This is a genomic window from Tenacibaculum sp. Mcav3-52, from assembly GCF_022347665.1.
Lineage (GTDB): Bacteria > Bacteroidota > Bacteroidia > Flavobacteriales > Flavobacteriaceae > Polaribacter > Polaribacter mesophilus.
In genome coordinates this window covers 60,542-82,643 of record NZ_JAKRGE010000007.1, presented here as the reverse complement: position 1 = coordinate 82,643, position 22,102 = coordinate 60,542, and the positions used below count along the sequence as shown (strand labels likewise).

General features: G+C 30.0%; 17 protein-coding genes. 14 read left to right on the top strand and 3 right to left on the bottom strand.

Features of this window, described 5'->3' with window-relative positions:
* Positions 1-186: 186 nt before the first annotated feature.
* Positions 187-768: an RNA polymerase sigma factor gene (locus tag MHM83_RS15085; protein ID WP_173360714.1), complete on the bottom strand. Its 582-nt coding sequence runs from the start codon at positions 766-768 to the stop codon at positions 187-189.
* 281 nt (positions 769-1,049) lie between these two features.
* Here MHM83_RS15085 and MHM83_RS15080 point away from each other — a divergent pair, with 281 nt between their 5' ends.
* From MHM83_RS15080 to uvrA, 7 genes are all read left to right on the top strand, one after another.
* Entirely contained in the window at positions 1,050-1,544 is a 495-nt protein-coding gene (locus tag MHM83_RS15080; protein WP_239180652.1) for a hypothetical protein, read from the top strand.
* Positions 1,545-1,830: 286 nt separating this feature from the next.
* Positions 1,831-3,285: a tetratricopeptide repeat-containing sensor histidine kinase gene (locus MHM83_RS15075; protein ID WP_239180650.1), complete on the top strand. Its 1,455-nt coding sequence runs from the start codon at positions 1,831-1,833 to the stop codon at positions 3,283-3,285.
* Between the two features lie 3 nt (positions 3,286-3,288).
* On the top strand, positions 3,289-4,035 hold the full coding sequence (locus tag MHM83_RS15070) for a LytR/AlgR family response regulator transcription factor (RefSeq protein WP_239180648.1): 747 nt from the start codon (positions 3,289-3,291) through the stop codon (positions 4,033-4,035).
* Between the two features lie 271 nt (positions 4,036-4,306).
* The gene (locus tag MHM83_RS15065) at positions 4,307-4,651 is read left to right on the top strand and encodes a hypothetical protein (RefSeq protein ID WP_239180646.1); all 345 of its coding nucleotides are present in this window, start codon (positions 4,307-4,309) and stop codon (positions 4,649-4,651) included.
* 286 nt (positions 4,652-4,937) lie between these two features.
* Entirely contained in the window at positions 4,938-5,396 is a 459-nt protein-coding gene (locus tag MHM83_RS15060) for a hypothetical protein (protein WP_239180644.1), read from the top strand.
* Positions 5,397-5,409: 13 nt separating this feature from the next.
* Complete coding sequence (locus MHM83_RS15055; RefSeq protein WP_239180642.1) at positions 5,410-6,474, top strand: linear amide C-N hydrolase; 1,065 nt, start codon at positions 5,410-5,412, stop codon at positions 6,472-6,474.
* A gap of 135 nt (positions 6,475-6,609) precedes the next feature.
* Positions 6,610-9,402 (top strand): excinuclease ABC subunit UvrA, encoded by a 2,793-nt coding sequence (gene uvrA / locus MHM83_RS15050; RefSeq protein ID WP_239180640.1) that lies wholly within the window; start codon positions 6,610-6,612, stop codon positions 9,400-9,402.
* An 86-nt stretch (positions 9,403-9,488) separates the two neighbouring features.
* Here uvrA and MHM83_RS15045 read toward each other — a convergent pair whose 3' ends face one another.
* Together MHM83_RS15045 and MHM83_RS15040 are read right to left on the bottom strand one after the other, a co-directional pair.
* Positions 9,489-10,574, bottom strand: a complete 1,086-nt coding sequence (locus tag MHM83_RS15045; RefSeq protein ID WP_047789221.1) for an HmuY family protein — start codon at positions 10,572-10,574, stop codon at positions 9,489-9,491.
* Positions 10,575-10,585: 11 nt separating this feature from the next.
* On the bottom strand, positions 10,586-12,727 hold the full coding sequence (locus tag MHM83_RS15040; protein ID WP_239180639.1) for a TonB-dependent receptor plug domain-containing protein: 2,142 nt from the start codon (positions 12,725-12,727) through the stop codon (positions 10,586-10,588).
* Between the two features lie 94 nt (positions 12,728-12,821).
* Here MHM83_RS15040 and MHM83_RS15035 point away from each other — a divergent pair, with 94 nt between their 5' ends.
* From MHM83_RS15035 to MHM83_RS15005, 7 genes are all read left to right on the top strand, one after another.
* Positions 12,822-13,724, top strand: a complete 903-nt coding sequence (locus tag MHM83_RS15035; protein WP_239180637.1) for a DUF6607 family protein — start codon at positions 12,822-12,824, stop codon at positions 13,722-13,724.
* Positions 13,725-13,805: 81 nt separating this feature from the next.
* The gene (locus MHM83_RS15030) at positions 13,806-16,229 is read left to right on the top strand and encodes a TonB-dependent receptor (protein ID WP_239180635.1); all 2,424 of its coding nucleotides are present in this window, start codon (positions 13,806-13,808) and stop codon (positions 16,227-16,229) included.
* A gap of 6 nt (positions 16,230-16,235) precedes the next feature.
* Positions 16,236-17,729, top strand: coding sequence for an ankyrin repeat domain-containing protein (locus tag MHM83_RS15025; RefSeq protein WP_239180633.1), 1,494 nt, complete (start codon positions 16,236-16,238; stop codon positions 17,727-17,729).
* A gap of 109 nt (positions 17,730-17,838) precedes the next feature.
* Positions 17,839-18,270: a DUF2271 domain-containing protein gene (locus tag MHM83_RS15020; RefSeq protein WP_370642021.1), complete on the top strand. Its 432-nt coding sequence runs from the start codon at positions 17,839-17,841 to the stop codon at positions 18,268-18,270.
* A 27-nt stretch (positions 18,271-18,297) separates the two neighbouring features.
* Positions 18,298-20,475: a PepSY domain-containing protein gene (locus MHM83_RS15015; RefSeq protein WP_239180629.1), complete on the top strand. Its 2,178-nt coding sequence runs from the start codon at positions 18,298-18,300 to the stop codon at positions 20,473-20,475.
* Between the two features lie 214 nt (positions 20,476-20,689).
* Positions 20,690-20,905, top strand: a complete 216-nt coding sequence (locus MHM83_RS15010; protein ID WP_047789227.1) for a hypothetical protein — start codon at positions 20,690-20,692, stop codon at positions 20,903-20,905.
* Positions 20,906-20,937: 32 nt separating this feature from the next.
* Complete coding sequence (locus MHM83_RS15005) at positions 20,938-22,032, top strand: hypothetical protein (protein ID WP_239180627.1); 1,095 nt, start codon at positions 20,938-20,940, stop codon at positions 22,030-22,032.
* The last annotated feature ends 70 nt before the right edge of the window (positions 22,033-22,102 follow it).

Below are 22,102 nucleotides of genomic sequence, written 5' to 3'. Positions count from 1 at the left end.
CAATGAGATAGTTTGATTTTGTTTTAACTACTGTTAGCGATTTGGAAAAATTAATCAAATATTGAACTGTTTCTTGTTTAGGTTCCATTTTAAAGTCAGGAGACTTCTTAGAGTAAACTTGCATCATATATTCCCTTATTAATACTTATTATCAATGATTTAACGATGCTTTTTTTAAAATATTGTTTAACTAACTAAGATAATTTTATTTTTTTCAATTATTTTTCTCAAATTAATTAAAGCATAACGCATCCTACCAAGTGCTGTATTTATACTAACGCCAGTATTCTCTGATATTTCATTGAAACTCATATCGTTATAAATACGCATTTTTAAAACCTCTTTTTGTTCTTCGGGCAACTCTTCAACTAATTCTTTAACATCATTTAATATTTGTTCTTTTATTATTTTTCCTTCTGCATTCAAAGTTCCATCACTTAATACCGAAAAAATATCAAACTCTTCTGTATTATTAAACGTAGGCATGCGATTGTTTTTTCTAAAAAAATCAATAATTAAATTATGAGCAATACGCATTACCCATGGTAAAAATTTACCTTCTTCGTTATAATTTCCTTTTTTTAGCGTTCTTATAACCTTTATAAAGGTGTCTTGAAAAATATCTTCTGTAGTATCTCTATTTTGTACTTTACTATAAATAAAGCTATAAAGACGTTGCTGGTGGCGTTTAATCAATAATTCTATGGCATATTCATTACCATTTATATAGTTCTTTACTAATACACTATCATCTACAATGTGCTGCATAATAATTACTTTTTTTTTAAGAGCAACTAACTAGTACTCTTTTTGTTAGGGGATATTAAGTTATAAAAGTAATTATTTTACTATAAGCTATTATTTATTGATTAATAATGAGTTACAAATATTAAATTTTTTATTAATAAATACAAAAAATGTCTTAAAAATTTACCATAAATAGTAAAACTACTCTAAAAATAGCACGAATAATTCATCTATATTACTTTACTTATCACTTAAACTATTTATATTTATAGTAAGTTTAACCATAAATTACCCCCGAAACTATGAACAATAATATAAACTCACCTGAGTTAATCATTTATCCACCTGGAGAACTAATTCTAAAAGTTCAAGAAAAAAACATTTTAGCTACTGGTCATATTACCTTTGAAAATAATTTTAAACAACCTTTACCTTCTTTAGTAGAAGCTAAATTTAACGCTACAAAAACAGCCATAAACGTTAAGGTTTTATTTTTTGTAGACTCACAAGAAAAACTATCATTTGTAAATGTTCATCAACTATTCTCTATTAGCAACTTTGGTAATTGTAAATTACAGTTATTTTTATCTTGTAGCCAAGAACAAGCTAAGATTTTAAGAGACTACCCAAGCCCAAATGAATATAGAGCTTATACTGTAAATTTTACTACAAATAGTACTAGTGATTTTCCTTCTCATATTAGCTTAAGCGACATAAAGGTTATTCAAGCTTTTATTTGGAATATCGACCCTAAAACTTCTAGAGGAACTGAAACAACGGTGCAAACAACTGACTAACTAGTTAATAAATTTACATATGAAATGTAACAAAACGTTTTTGTTTATAACGTTGTTGTTTTTGTACTCTTTTATTTTTCCTCAGGAAAAGAATAAGGATCAATTTTACTTTTTCAAAAAGGAAATTAATAAGCTTGGATTAAGAGAAAATAATTTTATTAAGTCTTCCCATTTCTTTTTAAAAAAAGAATGGGATTCTGTTCTTGTTTTCTCTTCTAAAGCTTTATTATTTAACAAACAACAAAATGTTAATAACTATATCCATTATATGCGTGGATATAGTTTTATGAAGAAAAAAATATATAAAGAAAGCTTAAAAGAATATGAAAAAGTAACTACTAACTTCCCTTTTTATTATAAAATAATACGAAACTTAGGTGGCATTGCTTTAGAAAAAGGCTCTTATAAAGAAGCTATTTCTTACTTTGAACAACTAAATAATATAACAGACTCTAATATAATTAACTACAATAAAAGTTCTGTTATTCACGATATTGGTATTGCTTATTTTCATCTTTCAGATTATGAAAAAGCCACTTCTTTACTTTTAAAAAGTACTCAACTACAAGAGAAAAACAAAGATACTTTGCGTTTAATTGGTTCATATATGGATCTTGCCAATGTATATTACACACAGTACAAAGACAATATAGCCATACCTTATTTTGAAAAAGCTTATGAATTATCAAATAAAGTTTCTGATTTTGAGATAAAAAGGAAAGCTGCTTTAAATATGTCTGTAGTTGAAGAAAACCGAAAGAACTTTGCCAAATCCTTAGCATACAGAAAAGAATTTGAAAAATGGAAAGATTCACTTACCAATCAACAAAAAATATGGTCGGTTGCTCAGTTTGAAAAAAAGTTAGCTATTAATCAAAAGCAAAAAGAAATTGATTTATTGGCTTCTCAAAATAAATTAAAAGAGAGTCAGAGAAACAACTTGTTAATTTCATCTTTTCTTCTACTTTTTTTACTAATTATCAGCGTTTACTTTTATATCCAAAAAAACAAAAATCATCAAATAATTACACGTCAAAAAGAAGAATTAAATCTTTTAAATATAACAAAAGACAAATTGTTTTCTATTGTGAGTCATGACTTACGCTCTTCTGTAGATTTAATAAAAAGAACCAATATCAATCTTTTCAAAAAAATCACTCCTTTAAAAGATTCTCTTTTAAGTAATATTGTTCTTTCTAATATCACTACTGCCAATACTACTTACAACCTTCTTGAAAACTTGCTAAACTGGGCTACATTACAAACAAAGCAATTGTATTTTCATCAAGAATCTGTCGACTTACATTCTATTGTAAAACAAGTAGAATATAATTTCATTCCTCTTTTTAAAAGTAAAAATATCTCATTTCAAAATCAAATTCCTACAGCTACTTTTATTTTTGCTGACATTGACTCTCTAAAAATAATCATTAGAAATTTATTAGACAATGCTATTAAGTTTTCTCATAATAACGGAATAATATCAGTACACTCAAAAGAAGTGGATAATCTTATTCAATTTACTATTAAAGACAATGGTATTGGAATGAATAAAACAATAGTAAATAACCTACTCAAAGAAACTTCTTTACTAAACAAAAAAAGGAATCAACAAGAAATTGGCACTGGGTTAGGAATACAATTATGCAAAACGTTAGCTCAAAAAAACAACGCTACATTTACTATTAAAAGTACTGAAGGTAAAGGAACTCAAGTATTATTACGTTTTAAAAAACCATAATAAATGGATAGAATAAACATTTTAATTATTGAAGACGATCAAGAAATTGCTTCTGAATTAAACACTATGTTAACTCAAAAAGAATTTAATGTAGTAGGAATTGCTAGTACATACAGAGAAGCTATTTCTCTATTTTACAAATTAGCGGTAGATTTAGTAATTATCGATATCTTTTTAAGAGAAAACCCTGAGGGAATTACTTTTGCCGAAACCATATCTACAATTCCTAACTCTTTGAAGCCTTTTGTTTTTTTAACCTCTTCTAAAGATCGACAAATTTTTGAACGTGCCAAACTCACCAAGCCTTTTCGCTTTTTACTAAAACCTTTTAATGAATTAGAACTACTATACAGCATTGAAATGGCTATCGAAAAATTTTACAATCAGTCTAATGTTTACGCTAGTAATGATCAAGATACAGTAATAAGTAATCAGTATTTATTCATTAAAAAAAGAGGTGTTTTAAAAAAAGTAGATATCTCTACCATTATTTATATTGAAGTAGAAAACAGGTATTGTAACATTGTTGCTGAACAAGAAAAATTTGTAATTCAAATATCGTTGAGTAAGGTTAACTGCTACCTTGACGATAAACTTTTTAAACAAGTTCATCGAAAGTATATTGTAAACACAGAAGCTATTGAAGAAATAACTACCTCAAAAAACTCTTTACTTCTAAAAAACCAACATCTTGTATATTATAGTGATAAATACAAAGACCTTATCAATAATTTTTCCATTTTAAAATAACAACTATTCTTACTGTTTCTAAAAACACATAATACCCTTTTCTACTTCTTTCTATACCCATTTATTCTCTATTCACTACATAAAATTACTCCCCCACAACATTTATCTTATCTACAAGCCTTTTAACAAGTAGTTTTATATCAGATAACAAAAAATAGCGCTATCAGATGTTTTCTACAATAATCAAGTAGAGTTCAGAGACTACTATAAAAACGAGGCGTCACCCCGAAAAGCCATATGAGTAGGTAACTAAACTTTAAATATTAAAATTATGAGTAATCAAGTATTAACAACAGATTTTTTAGAAATAAAATCTTCATCTGTAATTTCAGGAAATATCAATTGTTCAAGTGCAGCTCCTGCTATTGCATCTGATCCTAGAAGCGCCATTTTTATAGCACTAACTAATCCTAGTTATGATTCTATTAAATACGCTATTTATAATAACCAAACAGGCCATGTAATAGCTTCTGGTAGCTTATCAAAAGGAAATTCCCGTTCGGTTATAGTTCCCGCACAAGACGTCCCTAATATTGTAAGAATTCAAAATCAAAGTCCTTGTGATACAAGTGGTATTACACCAATTTTATCATTTTCAGCTTCTATTCAAAGATAGACTATTAAGTTATCATATTAGAACAATAAGAGACTGCCAAATGAGGTAGTCTTTTTTGTTTAAAATACATTCTTGATTTATTGAATCTATTTCACAACATATAATTACTCATTCACAACATTCAACTCATTACCTGGCTAGTTTAAAAGTAATTTCACATCAGAAAACAACTATAGCGCTATCTAAGTTTTCAAATTAACCAAACGTAGAGTTCAGAAACTACTATAAAAACGAGGCGCCCCCGAAAAGCCATATGAGTAGGGACTAACTATAAACTTATATTAAAATGAACAAAAGAATTATATTAAAATTAGAACAAGACGGAAAAGACTTTGGGTATGTTAAATTAAAAAAAGACATCTTCTATAGTAATGGATCAAAAGAAGAAGCTGTAGTTTTTGAACTAGAAAACTACAAAAAATCATCTGACTCCTTTTATTACAAAGTTGCCGATACAAAAGACAGCTATATGGACGTAAAAGCAACTACCTCTAGAGTACAAGTGGTTAAGCCATTCTTATCTGTAAGTTCATCTAGTATTTGCGCATGGACATTAAAAAACGGTATCTTAAGAATGGTATTAGCTAGTAAAGAAACAGGAAAAGCTTTATCTACTAGTGAAGATGCGGAGTCAACAGCTCTATATGCGAATCTTTTTGACGGAAAACCTTTTACGGTTATAGAAGAGAACCCTAAAGAGGCTTCTAATAAAGCTAATCCTGAATTAGCACATTTTATCATCTAAAAAATCTTAAACTATGTGTACTAGAGTATTCAACAATTACAATAAAAAATATTTAACTACAGCCAGAAATATGGACTGGGCAACCCAAATGCCAACTACTATTTTTGCTTTTAAAGTAGATTCTAATGAGGATATCATAAAATCAGGAACAACACCTGAAAATGAACATTCTTTAACCTGGACTCCAAGATATAATAGTATTGTTACCATGGTAGGTACGGAAGCTCCATTTGGTGCATCTGACGGAATAAATTCTGAAGGGCTTGTTGCAAATCTTTTATATGATAGTAACGCTACATATCATAGAGCAGATGGAAGTTCTTGTAAAAAATTGGATGTATTAAGATGGGTACAATTTGTATTGGATACTTGTTGTTCTGTTTCTGAAGTAATTGCTAAGTTTAGCAAAGAAGCCGAAACTCAAATTCAGTTAATTGGAGGAAAAGTTCCTGGTTCTACTAAAGAGGCTTCACTGCATTTATCGGTATCTGATATACTTGGGAAATCTGCTATTATCGAAATTCATAACGGAGAATTTATCATTTACAATAATAAAAATTTCAGGGTTATGACCAACGAACCATCATATGCAAAACAAATTGAATTAAACCAATTCTGGAGATGGCAATGGAACAATGAAAATAATTTTCCAAGTAATACTTTACCTGGAGGACCTTTTCCATCTGATAGATTTGCTCGAGCTTCTTATTATCTAAATCATTTATATGAAGCTACAAGTACAGCAGATTCATTAACCCAATCTCAATCTGTAGTAATGAATGCTTCTGTACCTGTTAATTTCAAATCAACTTTAAACAACTATCCAAACATCGCACAAACTTTATGGACATCTATTTCAAGTCATAATGAACGTACATATTATTTCACAAATGCTAGAACAATGAGTAGTATTGAAGTTGATTTAAAACAAATGGATTTATTCCCTTCAAATGTTTCTAAATTAGTAGTCGTTTCAGAGAGAGACAATATATTTATTAACCATGAGCTAACTGGCTTACAAAATGAAAACTTTAAAGAAACGATTGATCCATTTGTATCAGAAACTATACTTGTTTAGTTTTTTTATTCAAATCATAAAAGTTAAAAGGATTAGAGCTCTTAAAAAGAGCTCTTTTTCTGTTTAAAAATGAACTTCTTCTTGTTTTATTTCTAACATAGAAAATTGTATTTTTATCGCTTATTTTTCGAGTATATGAAGACTGATATTTCAACTGTTAATCCAAAAGAAAATATTATAATAAAAGGAGCTAAACTGCACAATTTGAAAAACATTGATGTAGTTATTCCTCGTAATAAATTAGTAGTTATTACTGGACTTTCTGGTTCAGGTAAATCTTCTCTAGCTTTTGATACTTTGTATGCTGAAGGACAACGCCGTTATGTAGAAAGTTTAAGTTCGTATGCTCGTCAGTTTTTAGGAAAACTACACAAACCAAAAGTTGATTACATTAAAGGAATTGCTCCTGCCATTGCTATTGAGCAAAAAGTTAACGCTACTAATCCACGTTCAACAGTTGGTACATCTACAGAGATATACGATTATATTAAATTATTATTTGCTCGTATTGGTAAAACCTTCTCTCCTATTTCGGGTAATGAAGTAAAAAAACATACAGTTTCTGATGTTATCAATCATGTAAAAAATTTTGAGGAACGTTCAAAGTTATTATTACTTGCTCCTATACATATTAATAAAGACAGAGATATAAAAACTGTTTTACAAGTACTAACACAGCAAGGATATGCTCGTTTAAAATATCAAGATACCGTATACAGAATTGATGAGTTTCCTGTAAAAGATTTTAAGGGAAATGAATTACAATTAGTTGTTGATAGAATTGTTGTAAAAGACGAAGAAGACTTTTACAACCGTTTGGGAGATGCTGTACAAACGGCTTTTTTTGAGGGAAAAGGTATTTGCTATATCGAAAACCTATCAGATAATAGTACTGTTGAATTCAGTAATAAATTTGAATTAGACGGAATTTCATTCTTAGAGCCTAACACTCATTTATTTAGTTTTAATAACCCATACGGAGCTTGTCCAACCTGTGAAGGTTACGGAGATGTAATTGGTATTGATGAAGATTTAGTAATTCCTAACACAGGATTATCTATCTACGAAGATGCTATTTTCCCTTTTAAAACAGATAGTTACAAAAAATATAAAAATGATTTAATTCTAAATGCTTCAGCATTCGGGATTTCTATTCATAAACCATGGTTTGAACTTACTGATGAACAAAAAGACTTGGTTTGGAATGGAACAAAAAAATTTAAAGGGATTAATCATTTATTCAAAAAATTAGAAGAGAAAAGCTATAAAATCCAAAACCGTGTAATGCTTTCTCGTTACCGCGGAAAAACAAAATGTACTGAATGTAACGGAAAACGTTTACGTAAAGAAGCCAACTACGTTCAGGTATACGGTAAAACTATTGATGAATTAGTAACCCTACCTCTAGATGAATTAGCGATGTTCTTTAATAATATTGAATTAAACAAATACGAAGAAAAAATTGGTAAACGTTTACTTACCGAAATTAACAATCGTCTCCTGTTTTTAACAAATGTTGGTTTAAGCTATCTAACATTAAACAGAACATCTAATACATTATCTGGTGGAGAAAGTCAACGAATTAATTTAGCTACTTCGCTAGGAAGTTCATTAGTAGGTTCTATGTATATTTTAGATGAACCAAGTATTGGATTACACCCAAAGGACACGGAAAGGCTCATTGGCGTGTTAAAAAACCTACGTGATTTAGGTAATACCGTTATTGTAGTTGAACATGATGAAGACATTATGAAAGAGGCCGATTATATTATTGATATTGGCCCAGAAGCAGGGACTTATGGTGGAAATGTTGTTGCCGAAGGAACTTTTAAAGATATTCTACAATCCGAATCGCTTACAGCTAAATATTTATCAGAAGAGTTAAAAATTGAGATTCCTACAAGTAGAAGAACATCAAAAAATTCTATTGATATTATTGGGGCTCGTGAAAATAACTTAAAGAACATTGATGTTTCTTTTCCGCTTAACAACTTAACCGTTATTACTGGAGTTTCTGGTAGTGGTAAAAGTACCTTAGTTAAAAAAATCCTATATCCTGCTATGCAGAAGAAACTGGTTGGATATGGTGAAAAATTAGGACAACACACGGATGTCACTGGGAGTTTTGATTTGTTAAAACATGTAGAGTTTATCGATCAAAATCCTATTGGCCGTTCTTCACGCTCTAACCCTGTAACGTATATAAAAGCGTATGATGATATTCGCAAGCTACTTTCGTCTCAAAAACTATCTAAAATAAGAAATTACCAACCTAAACATTTTTCTTTTAATGTAGATGGTGGTCGATGTGAAGTTTGTAAAGGTGAAGGAGAAGTTACTATTGAAATGCAGTTTATGGCTGATGTACATTTAGAATGTGAAGCTTGTGGTGGTAAACGCTTTAAAAAAGAAGTGCTAGAAGTAACTTTTGAAGGAAAATCGATTGATGATATTTTAAACATGACGATTGATGATGCTGTTGCTTTTTTTACAGAACACAAACAAACCAAAATAGCTAAAAAATTAAAACCTTTACAAGATGTTGGATTAGGGTATGTACAGTTAGGACAATCATCTTCTACCCTTTCTGGTGGTGAAGCACAGCGTATAAAACTAGCTTCTTTCTTAGTAAAAGGAAATACTAAAGACAAAGCTTTATTTATTTTTGATGAACCTACTACTGGATTACACTTTCATGATATTAAAAAGTTATTAGCTTCTTTTAATGCGTTAATTGAAAGAGGACACTCAATTATTGTTATTGAACATAATATCGAATTGATTAAATGCGCTGATTATATTATTGATCTTGGTTTAGAGGGTGGAAAAAAAGGTGGAAACTTAATCTTTGCAGGCACCCCTGAAGAATTAGCTAAAAATAAAGAATCATACACCTCTAAGTATTTGGCTGAAAAACTCATTAACTAAACCTTTTTTTAACTAGAAAAGCCACCCAACCTTTCGGTTAGATAGCTTTTCACAACAAAAATTAACAAAATTTAATAAATAAATCTTTACTTTAATAAGCTATATACAAACTCAGGATAACCTCTTTCTCCTGCATCATTTGTTAATGCTAAAAACTTTAACTTATATAAATTTCCATCAGTATCTTCTATTACATAAAAAACATTGTCTTTACGAGAAGGTAAAGAACTAGGACCTCCTCCTGCCCTCCAACTACTACCGATAGCTGTTTGAGTATTACCAAAATTTTCTACTTTTACATCTGTTAAGGTAAAATCATTATATGTATAACTTTCTTCTTCTGTATCTATCATATATCCTTTAACATTTGATTTTATATTATTTACTACAAAATCTGGAAATACATACGGACCATATCCAGGTAATAAGTTTGTAAAAATTGTAAAGTTTAAGTCCCAGTTTTCTTTCATTGGCTCAACATTAACTTTAGCTTCTGTATTAAAGCTAAAGAATGTAAAGTGATACCCTTCTGTTTTTGTTATTACAATTTCTTTATGCGTAGTAGCATCTAAATCTGCATACTGTAAAACATAAGCATCTCCTTCTTTTAAAACTCTAATTTTTTTCCAACCTCTTTCATCTCCATTTGCAGAGTAGCTACCTGTAGCTGGTTTATCTGTTGCTACTTCATAACCAAGGTTTACTAAATATACTTTATTATTAGCCTCTGTTACTTCAATTTCAGCAATTGCCGTTTTTGTTATATCTCCACTAGGATGATCAACAAAAGGAGCACTTTCATCAGTATATGTATTCGTTCTTACTAAAGGCTGTAAATCTTTTACTTCTTGGGTTGAAGAGCTAACAGCATCTATATCTGTTGTAGATAATTTAGCAGCCGCCATAGATATTGAACCATTAATAACAACTCTAAACTCACTTCCAGAATAAAATCCTAAATCCCAAGAGTCTCTCTTTATCTCTGTTGTTGTATTCGTACTTAAGTCAATATATACTTGATTTGGTTGATTAGGTCCACCTACTCCTGGACTTACTTCTGCTCCTTCTATTACCACTTTTATTGGTTCAGATGGTAAATCATTATCACTTCCACAACTAATGAAAGAGTACATAGTTGTTAATAATATGAGTGTGAAAAATTTGTTTTTCATTGTTATTAATTTTAAAATTTAATATTATATAATAGTTTTAAATAGTATGAACGACCATAGCCTAACAATAGAGAATTATTGTTTGTTGAATGTGCGCCTGTTGTAGCTGCGTTACTTACATTAACACTGGTAACATCAAATAAATTTCTGGCTCCTATTGTAGCTTGTAGCTTTTTGTTTAAAAATGATTTTTGCACAGAAGCATCCAACCAATTATAAGCTTGCGTAGTTGTTTTTGTGAAAGTTGAGTTTTTATTTTCATCTGTACCTGAAGCTATATAATTTTGTTGTTCTCCGTTATGCTTTAATAATAAAGTTATTATTGTTTCCCATTTTTTTATTTTATAGCTAGCACTCGTAGTTAATTGAAAGGAATACAAAAAGTCATTTTGTGCATTTATTTCATTGTTAGCTACCTGAGCTATTCCTTGTAAATTAGCTCCTAAATTAAAAGACCAGTTATTTGCTTTTATTGTATTTCTTGAAGAGACCCCCCATAGTTTATAAGCATCAACGTTTATGTATTGATATTGTAGAGGTGACGAATTAACAATTGCTAAATCTATTTTATCTTCCAGATTTAAATAGTCTATTTTTAAACTATTTAACAATGCTATATTAGAATCGTCAAAACAACTTCTTTTCTTTAAATTAATTGAAGCAGAATATCCACTTTCTGGATTTAAATTTTCATTTCCTCTTACGTCATGATTAGAGTCAACAAAATAATAATATAGTTCTTGAAAACTTGGAGTTCTATACGAAGTACCTATATTACCTCTAAGTTCAAATCCATTTTTAAATAAATAACGAGCACTTAAAGAGCTTTGTAATTTAGAATGAAATAAAGAATTGTATTCATACCTTAAGCCAGGACGAACCATTAAGGCATCTGAAAATTTTACTTCAGAAGAACCAAATAAAGCATAGTTACCCTGAGTACGTGTTTTATCTTGTTGAGTAACCTCACCAGAGGCCTGCGTATCGAATCCTTCTATATAACGAGCTTCATAACCTAACTGAAAATTATGACGATTACTTTTTATAAAGTTTGAAATAGTACCTTTTGAAAAGAAAACATTGCTTGATTGATATACTTTATCTTCCTCATTTGTTTTATTTCCAGATAAAATAAAATAAGTAAACTTATTTAAACGTCGTTTTTGTGTTTGATAAGAAGCTGAGAAGGAATAAGGGCTCCCCGATGCTAAAACCCCATTCAAATTAATATTATTTACAAATCTCTCTGTTTTGAAAACACGATCTAACGCAAACGGATTACTAGTTTGTGAGTCTACATCAATATTGTCATCAACTTTTGGATTGTAAAAGTTTACATTATCATTATAATAATTAAATTTATAACTCAAGTTAAGTTGATCTTTTTTATAATTCAAAAAACCAGTGGCATTTATCTGCTCTTTCGGCAACCAACTATACCCCCTTAGTAAATCATTCTTATAATAATCTCTTCCTTTTCTATCATCTAAAAAACCTGTAAAATCTGTTCTATTAAAACTCACTCTACCAAACCAGTTTTCAGAAAAATTATGAGCCAAATTAACACTCTGTATATGTTTACCCTCATTAAATAAAGCATACTCATTACTTACAGTTTCTTCTTGTATTGCTGCTTGAATGTTCCATTTATTTTGAGATGATTTTTTTGTTATAATATTAATTACTCCCGATACCGAATTAGCTCCGTACTCAACTCCCATGGCTCCTTCAACCAATTCTATACGCTCAACATCATCTAAATTTATTTGAGTTAAATCAATGTTATTTCCAATTCCGTTATCACTAACTAACGGAACGTTATCTATCAAAATATTAAAGTATTGAGAATCTAAACCAAACATTGAAATAGTTGATTTACCTGACTGAGAATTTGGTATAACTGTTAAGTTTAGTTTAAAGTTTAATACATCCGCTAAATTATTAGCTGCTTGACTTTCTATTTGTTTTTTATCTATGATAGTTACATTGTATACCGATTTCTTAATCGATTTAGGATTATACTGCCCTGTTACAACAACCTCTTCCAATTTATTATAATGAGTACTATCACGTCTTACCTCTTCTTTTTCTTGAGAAAAGACTTGACATGCTAAAAGCATCAATAAAAAAAACACTTTGTTATTTAGAAACATTCTTAATAATTTTCTGCAAATATATTCTTTATTTTTAACCAATCTAAATAAAAGTTATATTTTTGTCAAAAAATAAATTCAAACAAAACTCACGATGAAAAAAATATTTTTAGGTGGTTTATTAATACTATCTGCACTTACAATTAACGCTCAAAACAAGAAGAAAAAAGATAGAGCAGCTATAAAAAAAATGTGTGGTTGTTATGAAGTTACTTTCAACTTTGCTGAAACATTTAACTTTAGTAAAGACTCTCTATACAAACCTTCCAAAACAAAAACAGATAAAGCTTTAGAGTGGGCAGGTTTAATTGTTGACGAAAATGATAAAATTTCAATTCAACACTTACTACAGGTAGGAAATCCTACAAATCCTCATATTGTAAAACATTGGAGACAAGATTGGTTGTACGAAAACACTGATTTTTATATGTTCAATGGAAATAACAATTGGCTTTATAAAAACAAACCAAAATCAGAAGTAAAAAAACAGTGGACACAAAAAGTATATCAAGTAGACGATAGTCCACGATACGAAGGCTCTGGTACTTGGGTACATGTAGACGGAAAAAGTTACTGGGAAAATACTACAGATGCTCCTTTACCAAGAAGAGAATATACCAAAAGAAGCGATTATAATGTAACTGAAAGAGGTAACCGTCATGAAATCACAAACTATGGTTGGTTACATGATCAAGATAACAGGAAAATCATAAGAGAAGAAGGTAAAAAAGATATTGTTATAGCTCATGAAAAAGGGTACAACACCTACGTAAAAGTAGATGATAATAAATGTAAAGCTGCTCAAGACTGGTGGAAAAAAAACAGTGCGAAATGGCAAAAAGTTAGATCTAAATGGGATGAAGTTTATGGAAGAAACACTAACCTCTCTTTAGAAACTAAAGTAAACAATAAACCTTTATACAAGCATTTATTCTCCGAAAAAGTATCTGAAGAACAACAAATAAATGAAACAATAGAATCTTTTGTAAAAAAATAAAAACGTTTCAAAGCATTTTATAGTTATACCTAAACGAAAAATTAAATATTTTAAAACAAATCTCTCAAAGAGGAAAAAAAAATGAGAATTATTGCAACCGTACTACTTTTATGTAGTTGTATTCAAACAATGTATAGTCAAGCAACCCTACAAGGAGTTGTAAAATCAGAAAACAATGAAACTATTCCTTATGCGAATGTATTTATCAAAGGAACTAAATTAGGAACTGAAACCAATGAAAATGGTCGTTTTACTATAACAAATGTTCCAAACTCTAATCATAAGCTTATTGTAAGCGCTGTAGGATTCAATCAATCATCACAAAAAATAGTGGTAAAAGGAGACATTAAAAATTTAGTTTTTATTTTAAAATCAGACACTCAACTTGATGAAGTTGAACTTTTTGGAGCAAGAGATAAAAGAGCTGAAAAACTAGAAACACTTACTAGACTACCTTTAGCTCCTAATGAGCAATTACAAAGTATTTCAGTCTTATCACATAAACTTATCGATCAACAAAACGCTTTAACTCTAAGCGATGTTACCAAAAACGTAGCCGGTGTATATACCTTTGCCACCTACGGAAACACCAAAGAAAGTATGTCTTTAAGAGGTTTTAGAGGAATTCCTTTATTAAAAAATGGAGTTCGTATAAACTCAGATTTTAGAGGAACTGGAATTATTACCGATATGGCTGGTGTTGACAACATTCAAGTATTGAAAGGAATATCTGCTATTAGCCAAGGTTTAGGTGGTGATTTAGGTTCTGCTGGTGGTGTTATTAATGTAGTGACTAAAACTCCTAAATTTTACACAGGTGGAGAAGTTACTTTTAGAGCAGGTAGTTTCGGGAAATTACGTCCTACTTTTGACGTTTATGGACCTATTGATACCAATAAAAAACATGCCTTTAGAATTGCTGGTTCTTATGACAAAGCAGACAGTTTTAGAGACCATGTTGGTTCTGAACGTTTTTATGTGAACCCATCATACGCTTGGAGACCAGATGAGAAAACTACCATTACATTAGAAATGGATTACATGCATGATAGTAGAACTCCTGATCAAGGAACTCTTAACTTAGGAACTTATGATGTAAACAACATTTATAAATTACCTAACAATAACTTTATGGGATATGATTCTGATAATGTTACTACCAAAAACCTAACCTATGCCATTAGAGCAGATAGGAAACTAACTGATAAAATAAGCATAAAAGCAGGATATTTTGTTTCTGATTTAGATATAGATACTGAAACTTCTTACGCTTTTCAAGGAGACCCTAGAAATGGTTTACCTGTTTTACCAGACAACCAACGTTATAGAGAGTATTATGCTTCTGGAAGAAAAGATAATAATAGTGTATTACAATTAGATTTGGTAGGAAAAGATATAGAAACAGGCTTTTTAAAACATACTTTTCAAATTGGTGCAGACTTTAGAACTTCTGAATTTGATAATATAGCCTATGCTACACAATATGCTTCTAACAATAAATACGCAGATATTATAGATGTGTTACAGCCTATAGATAATACACTTCCTAACGGAGTTAACATTACACGAAACCCTGCAAGAGATTCAGGATCTAGAACAGAGTCATATGGAATTACGGTACAAGATAAAATAAGCCTTACTAATTGGGCTGATGTTTTCTTAGGGTTACGTTATACTTCTATGAAAAGAACTAGAGGTAGCTTTATAGGTAGACCTTTAGATGAATCTAAAAGTGATGATGCCTTTAATCCGTTATTAGGGTTTAATTTAAAGCCTAATGAAAATATTATCATTTTTGGTTCATATGCTAGCAGCTCGGATCCTAGAACTTCTTTTTATACGGATGTTGACGGTAACGAATTAGGTACAGAGCGTTGGGATCAAATAGAAACAGGAATAAAATCTACTTGGTTTAATAATGCTTTACGTTTTAATGTTACTACATTTTATACCTCAAGTAAAAATTTAAACTTACCTGTTTATGACAATGCTGGTAATAGTTTAGGTTATTATACACAAGGAGGTGATGATGTGAGAAATGGTGTAGAAGTAGAATTAATAGGTCGTATCCTTCCTAATTTAGAAGTTATAGGAGGATATTCTTATTTAGATGCTAAATACAAGGATCATGCATCATATTACTATAACTCAAGACCTATTAACACTCCAAAACATACGGCAAATTTTTGGGCACGTTATGCATTTAAAAAATCTTTAAATGGTTTATCTATCGGTGCCGGGGCTTATTACTTAGGAGAACGTCCGCACAATGTGTGGTCTAGAAACTATACGCACACAGGGGTTACTCCTGATACAAAACCATTCGATTTAAAATCGTACACTACAGTTAATGTACAGGCTTCTTATAAATTTAATGAGAAATTAAGTATTGATGTATTTGGAAATAATATCTTTGACGAAATAGGCTACAACGCCTACCGTACAAGTTATATTAACAGAATAGAGCCTGCTAGTTTTGGTTCAACGTTACGTTATAAATTTTAATTTATTATGAAAAAACAACATATAATATTTGCCTTTGTACTTTTTATAAGTACAATTCAAGCGCAAACAAAAAATATATTTTTTGAAAGATCTTTTTGGCAAGAAAAACCTAATATTCAACTCGTTGAAGAAAAAATAAAAGAAGGAAATAGCGCAACAGCATTAAACCCAAATGGGTTTGATGCTGTTACCTACGCTATCTTAGCCAGTGCTCCAAATAAAGTAATCAAACATTTACTTACTAAAAAAGGAAATGATGTTAACAAGATAACTCACGATAAAAGAACTTATGTTTTTTGGGCTGCCTATAAAAACAATGTTGAAATTATGAAGCATTTGATAGCCAATAATGCTCGTATGGATTTAAAAGATTCTCATCAATTATCTCCATTAACTTTTGCAGCGAATGCAGGGCAAACAAATAAAGAAATTTATGAGCTTTGTATTCAAAACGGAATTGATATAAAAACAGATGTTGACGAGCACGGGGCTAATGCTTTATTATTAGTACTACCAAGCTTAAAAGATTTATCGTTTGTGGACTACCTTACTTCAAAAGGGTTGAGCGTACATAATGTTGACAAAGATGGTAATGGTGCTTTTAACTACGCTGCTAAAAAAGGTAATAAAGAAATTTTAACTCTTTTAATAAAAAAAGGATTACCTTATAAAAACCTAAATAAAAAAGGAGGTAATGCTATGTTATTAGCTACTCAAGGTTCTCGTAGCGGTTATAATTCTTTGGAGTTTTTTAAATATTTAGAAAGTTTAGGTATCAAACCAAACATAACTAATAATGATGGAAAAACACCGCTTCATAATTTAGCTCGTGGTAACAAAGATTTAAATACCTTTAACTACTTCCTTGATAAAGGTGTAAATGCTAATCAAATTGACGATAACGGTAACACTCCTTTAATTATCGCAGCTAGTAGAAACTCTTTAGAAATTGTTCAGTTATTATCAGAAAAAACAAAGAATATTAATCACACTAATAAAAAAGGACATTCAGCACTTACGTATGCTGTTGAATACAACTCAGAAGCTGTGGTAGATTATTTAGTAAAAAACGAGGCTGATATTCAAGTAAAAGATGATAAAGGAAACTCTTTAGCTTATTATTTAGTTAAAAGTTATCATCCTAAAAAAGTGAACGATTTTAATGAAAAAATGAGTCTTTTAGCCAATAACGGATTAAACTTAACACAACTTCAAGCCAATAAAAATACATTGTTTCATATTGCTGTAGAAAAAAACAACATCGATTTACTTAAAAAAATCAACACTTTAAAAATTGATGTGAATGCAAAAAACAATGAAGGTTTAACCCCACTACATTTAGCTGTTATGCAAGCTAATAATACTGATGTAATTAAATATTTATTAAGAATTGGAGCTAAAAAATCAATTACTACTGATTTTGATGAAACGGTACACGATTTAGCTAAGGAAAATGAAATTTTAAACAGGAAAAATATAGATATTAACTTTTTAAAATAAACTTATGTACCAAGTCGTGTGTAAATACAATTACACACGATTTGGTATTAAAATAAATCAATAAAAAATGAAAAAAATCATAGCTCTTTTTATTACTGTATTCACAATAATGGCTTTTAGCATAAATGATAGTGCCACATATAAATGTATGATTCAGATGAAAAATTATACTGGTGAAGGTGCATATATTGCTATTTCATTATTAAACCCTAATGGAAAATACGAACAAACATTATACGTTCAAGGTGATGATGAAGAGTGGTACTCTGACATTACCGAGTGGTGGAAATTCCAAGGTAAGGTTCGTACTGACATTGACGCTATCACAGGAGCAACAATTAGTGGAGGTAACAGAGCGATTACCGTATTAAAAATTGACAACGATAAAATTGATAAAGGATATAAAATCAGATTTGAATCGGCTGTAGAAGATCAAGAATACTACAAAGACGATGTAGAGTTTGAATTAACTACCAACAACCTTAAAGGTAAATTTGAAGGAAATGGATTTATTCGTTACATCCGTTTAATGCCTCAGTAATTTTATCAATAGAAATAGCTAACAAAAATGACCACTTCTATATGGAGATATAGCCACTTAACATTGGCTATATCTTCTTTTCTTTTTTTACTTGTTGCTTCATTAACAGGTATTATTTTAGCTTTTGAACCTATTTCAAAACAGCTTTCAGACTATAATATTTCTAACACAAAAGAAATTACACTTGCTCAAACAATTTCTGTACTGCAAAAACAATATGACGAAGTAATTTCTATCACTATTGATGAGAATGATTTTGTATCAGCTTCGGTAGTTACCAAAGAAGGAAAAAGTGACACATTTTATGTAAACCCAACTACAGGTGAAAAATTAGGTGATATCGAAAAAAAGAAACCAATTTTTCAGTTTGCCACGAGCTTACATAGATCTTTATTTTTGAAGTCTACAGGAAGATTTATTGTTGGCTTTATTTCTTTTTCACTTTGCTTAATTGCTATCACAGGACTCATTCTAATTACTAAACGACAAGGAGGCTTTAAAAAGCTTTTTTCTAAAATTGTAAAGGAGAATTTTGAACAGTATTACCACATTATTATTGGTCGTTACACACTTGTTCCTATCATTATCATCACACTAACAGGTGTATATTTATCGTTAGATAGGTTTTCTGTTTTACCTGTAAAAAAAATTAATCACTCTTATGATTTTTCTTTAGCTTCTTCAAAAGAAAAAAAAACACTTCTTGAATTTCCAGTATTTAAAAACACTACTTTGAATGAAGTAAAAAGTGTTGAGTTTCCTTTTTCTGAAGATGAGGAAGATTACTTTTTTGTAAAACTAACCGATAGTGAACTAATCATTCATCAATATACAGGAACCATCATTAGTAAAGAAAATCTTTCATTAACTAGCATACTTTTAAACTGGAGTTTGTTACTACATACAGGAAACGGAACGATTATTTGGTCAGTTGTATTGTTACTTTCTTCAATATCTATCCTGTTTTTTATCTATTCAGGCTTTGCAATGACTTTCAGCAGAACACAAAAAAGATCGTTACCTAAAAATAAAACTAAGAAAGGTAATGCTGAAATTATCATATTAGTAGGCTCAGAGACAAACAATACTTACTCTTTTGCCTCATCTTTATACAATGCTTTAATTAAAAACAGTAAAACCGTTTTCATCGATATTTTAAACAATTATGCTTCGTATAAAAAAGCGAAACACCTAATCATATTAACTTCAACTTACGGAGAAGGTGAAGCTCCTTCTAACGCTTCTAAATTTTTACAACTAGTTCAACAAACAGCTATTCAAAATAAGATTAACTATTCAATAGTTGGTTTTGGCTCCAGAGCATATCCTCATTTTTGTCAATTTGCTATTGATATAAATAGTAAACTACAACAACTCCCAGAGTTTACACCTCTGTTACCTGTTTATAAAATTAACAACCAGTCTTTTCAAGATTTTAAAACTTGGGGACATTTATGGAGTAAAAAAACTAACATACAGTTTGAACTAACACAAGAGGTAAAAAAGCATAAAAAACAACAAACTTTCACCACAGTTTCTAAAACTGATCTAAACAACGACGATTCTTTTTTAATCCGTTTACAGCCAACAAAAAAACTTCGTTTTAACTCGGGTGATTTACTAGCTATCACTCCAAAAAAAGATAACATTGAACGCTTGTACTCAGTTGGAAAAATAAATAATGATATTGTATTAAGTATTAAAAAACATGACCTTGGAGTGTGCTCTAACTTACTTTATCAACTAGAGGAAAACGAAATAATTCAAGCAAGCATTCAACAAAATAAAGACTTCTATTTTCCTAAAAGGAAGAAAGAAGTAGTCTTAATTGCTAACGGAACAGGTATCGCCCCTTTTTTAGGAATGCTGCAACATAAAAACGGCACAAAAGCGCATCTATTCTGGGGTGGTAGAACTAAAGAGTCGCTAAGAATGTACGCTCCTTTGTTAAAAAACATAGAGAAAAATAACATTCATATTGCTTATTCTCAAGAAAAAGAAAAAGAATATGTGCAAGATTTATTACTAAAAAAAGAAACTATAATTACTACTGTTTTACAAAACGGAGGAACTATTATGATTTGTGGTTCAATCAAAATGCTAAAAGGCGTTGAGAAGGTATTAGAACAAATAACTTCAACTAAACTAAACACATCTTTAGACTACTTTAAAAAGAAGAATCAAATTAAAACAGATTGTTATTAATAGATAAAAAAACAGCTTTTCTGTTAGAATACAATCAAGATATTTAGATTACCCAATTATCAGGTTACTACTGGATAATTGGGTATATGTTTTCTACATTTAATTGCCTTTCCTATAAAAATCAACGAATTCTAATTTATCTACTACGAATTCTAGTTTACTCCAAATCTACCTGTACTTCTGTGGTAATTTTGATCATATAAAAACAACAATTATGTGGTCAAACAACAATTATTCATCAGTATTAAAAATGTATTTAGAGAAATACACAAGTTTAAAATTACAAATAAACACAAGCGGATTAATCGCTTCTGTTGAAAAACAAGAAAACGGTCAGTGGATTAACGACCGAAACCTTCCTAACATCTTAAACAAACTATCAACTAGTATAAATTTAGGAAAGGATGTAACCATCATTTTACAACAATAACAGTAACTATATTAACCTTAAAACAAAAAACTATGAAACAAAACATTTTAAAAGTAGGTACAGTAATGGGATTACTACTACTAATCGGAGTATTTTCTAGTTGTGATAACACAAAAAGTGACAACAAAAATCAAGAACAGGGAAACATTGCTACCACAGAGGAAACTATTGAAAAAATAGCTGTGGAATACAGAAAACCCATAGTATTTATTACAGGGAATGATAAAGGAAACAGCCATTTTTACGATAGTGCCAGAGTATATTTCAAAGAAAAAAACTACGAAATAATTAATGGCAAATATTCAGTAGAAGAAATTATTTCTTGGATGAACAACAATACTACTGAAAATCCTTACGGAGAAGTTCATATCGTAAATAACAACAACCCTTTTAGAGCAATGAACTTAGAAACTGTAGTTAATGGAGATAAAGTAACTGCTGAAACGTTACAAAAAACAATTACTAAAGGTGCATTACCTTCTGTAAAAAGTGAAGCTATTACTGATGACACTAGAATTATTTTTCATACCAATCAATTGGCAGAAAACACTGATTTAATAAACACTTTAAAAAGTGCTTTTATAACTGAAAACAAAATTCCTCAAGTAGTTGCATCACCATACTACAATGTTTTTGGAGGAGAGTTTTCTAACCATTATTTAGCTCAACCGTACTATGTATTTTATCCAACAGCAAACTCTCCTGGTAAAGTAGATTTATCAAAAGAAATCGCTAAAAAATATCCAGAAGAAAAAGAAATTGCTTGGTACGACGCTTTAAACAATGAAAGAGAGCGTTATGTGGGAGAGCCTTATACTATTCAGTATACCATTCCTGTAAATCTAGAGTTAGATTACCATAACTCTGATAACGAAATTCCTCACTTTGTAATGCAAGAAGAAATTATGGATTTTATTGCAAGCGAAGAAGCTTTAATGAAAGAAGTTAAAAAAACAAATATTCCTGTAGAGAAATTTAGATGGACCTATACTGTAAAAAACAGTCAGTTAATTATAAAAGGGAAATCTTCTGCTCTATGTGTTTTAAAACCTTTAACGAAACCTTATGGAGAGTTAGAACATGTAAAACCAGATACTAATAATAAGCGTTTATACGCTATGAAATAACTAATAATTGTTGAACAAACGTCATTACGAACCTAGGAAAACCTCATAATAAAAGTAATTACTTCAACCT

What these genes read in the sequence shown, in the direction of transcription:
- MHM83_RS15035 (WP_239180637.1), top strand. Translation starts at nt 12,822, where the DNA reads ATGAAAAAAATATTTTTAGGTGGTTTATTAATACTATCTGCACTTACA.
- MHM83_RS15065 (WP_239180646.1), top strand. Translation starts at nt 4,307, where the DNA reads ATGAGTAATCAAGTATTAACAACAGATTTTTTAGAAATAAAATCTTCA.
- uvrA (WP_239180640.1), top strand. Translation starts at nt 6,610, where the DNA reads ATGAAGACTGATATTTCAACTGTTAATCCAAAAGAAAATATTATAATA.
- MHM83_RS15015 (WP_239180629.1), top strand. Translation starts at nt 18,298, where the DNA reads ATGACCACTTCTATATGGAGATATAGCCACTTAACATTGGCTATATCT.
- MHM83_RS15085 (WP_173360714.1), bottom strand. Translation starts at nt 768, where the DNA reads ATGCAGCACATTGTAGATGATAGTGTATTAGTAAAGAACTATATAAAT.
- MHM83_RS15010 (WP_047789227.1), top strand. Translation starts at nt 20,690, where the DNA reads ATGTGGTCAAACAACAATTATTCATCAGTATTAAAAATGTATTTAGAG.
- MHM83_RS15060 (WP_239180644.1), top strand. Translation starts at nt 4,938, where the DNA reads ATGAACAAAAGAATTATATTAAAATTAGAACAAGACGGAAAAGACTTT.
- MHM83_RS15045 (WP_047789221.1), bottom strand. Translation starts at nt 10,574, where the DNA reads ATGAAAAACAAATTTTTCACACTCATATTATTAACAACTATGTACTCT.
- MHM83_RS15070 (WP_239180648.1), top strand. Translation starts at nt 3,289, where the DNA reads ATGGATAGAATAAACATTTTAATTATTGAAGACGATCAAGAAATTGCT.
- MHM83_RS15030 (WP_239180635.1), top strand. Translation starts at nt 13,806, where the DNA reads ATGAGAATTATTGCAACCGTACTACTTTTATGTAGTTGTATTCAAACA.
- MHM83_RS15020 (WP_370642021.1), top strand. Translation starts at nt 17,839, where the DNA reads ATGGCTTTTAGCATAAATGATAGTGCCACATATAAATGTATGATTCAG.
- MHM83_RS15075 (WP_239180650.1), top strand. Translation starts at nt 1,831, where the DNA reads ATGAAGAAAAAAATATATAAAGAAAGCTTAAAAGAATATGAAAAAGTA.
- MHM83_RS15005 (WP_239180627.1), top strand. Translation starts at nt 20,938, where the DNA reads ATGAAACAAAACATTTTAAAAGTAGGTACAGTAATGGGATTACTACTA.
- MHM83_RS15025 (WP_239180633.1), top strand. Translation starts at nt 16,236, where the DNA reads ATGAAAAAACAACATATAATATTTGCCTTTGTACTTTTTATAAGTACA.
- MHM83_RS15040 (WP_239180639.1), bottom strand. Translation starts at nt 12,727, where the DNA reads ATGTTTCTAAATAACAAAGTGTTTTTTTTATTGATGCTTTTAGCATGT.
- MHM83_RS15080 (WP_239180652.1), top strand. Translation starts at nt 1,050, where the DNA reads ATGAACAATAATATAAACTCACCTGAGTTAATCATTTATCCACCTGGA.
- MHM83_RS15055 (WP_239180642.1), top strand. Translation starts at nt 5,410, where the DNA reads ATGTGTACTAGAGTATTCAACAATTACAATAAAAAATATTTAACTACA.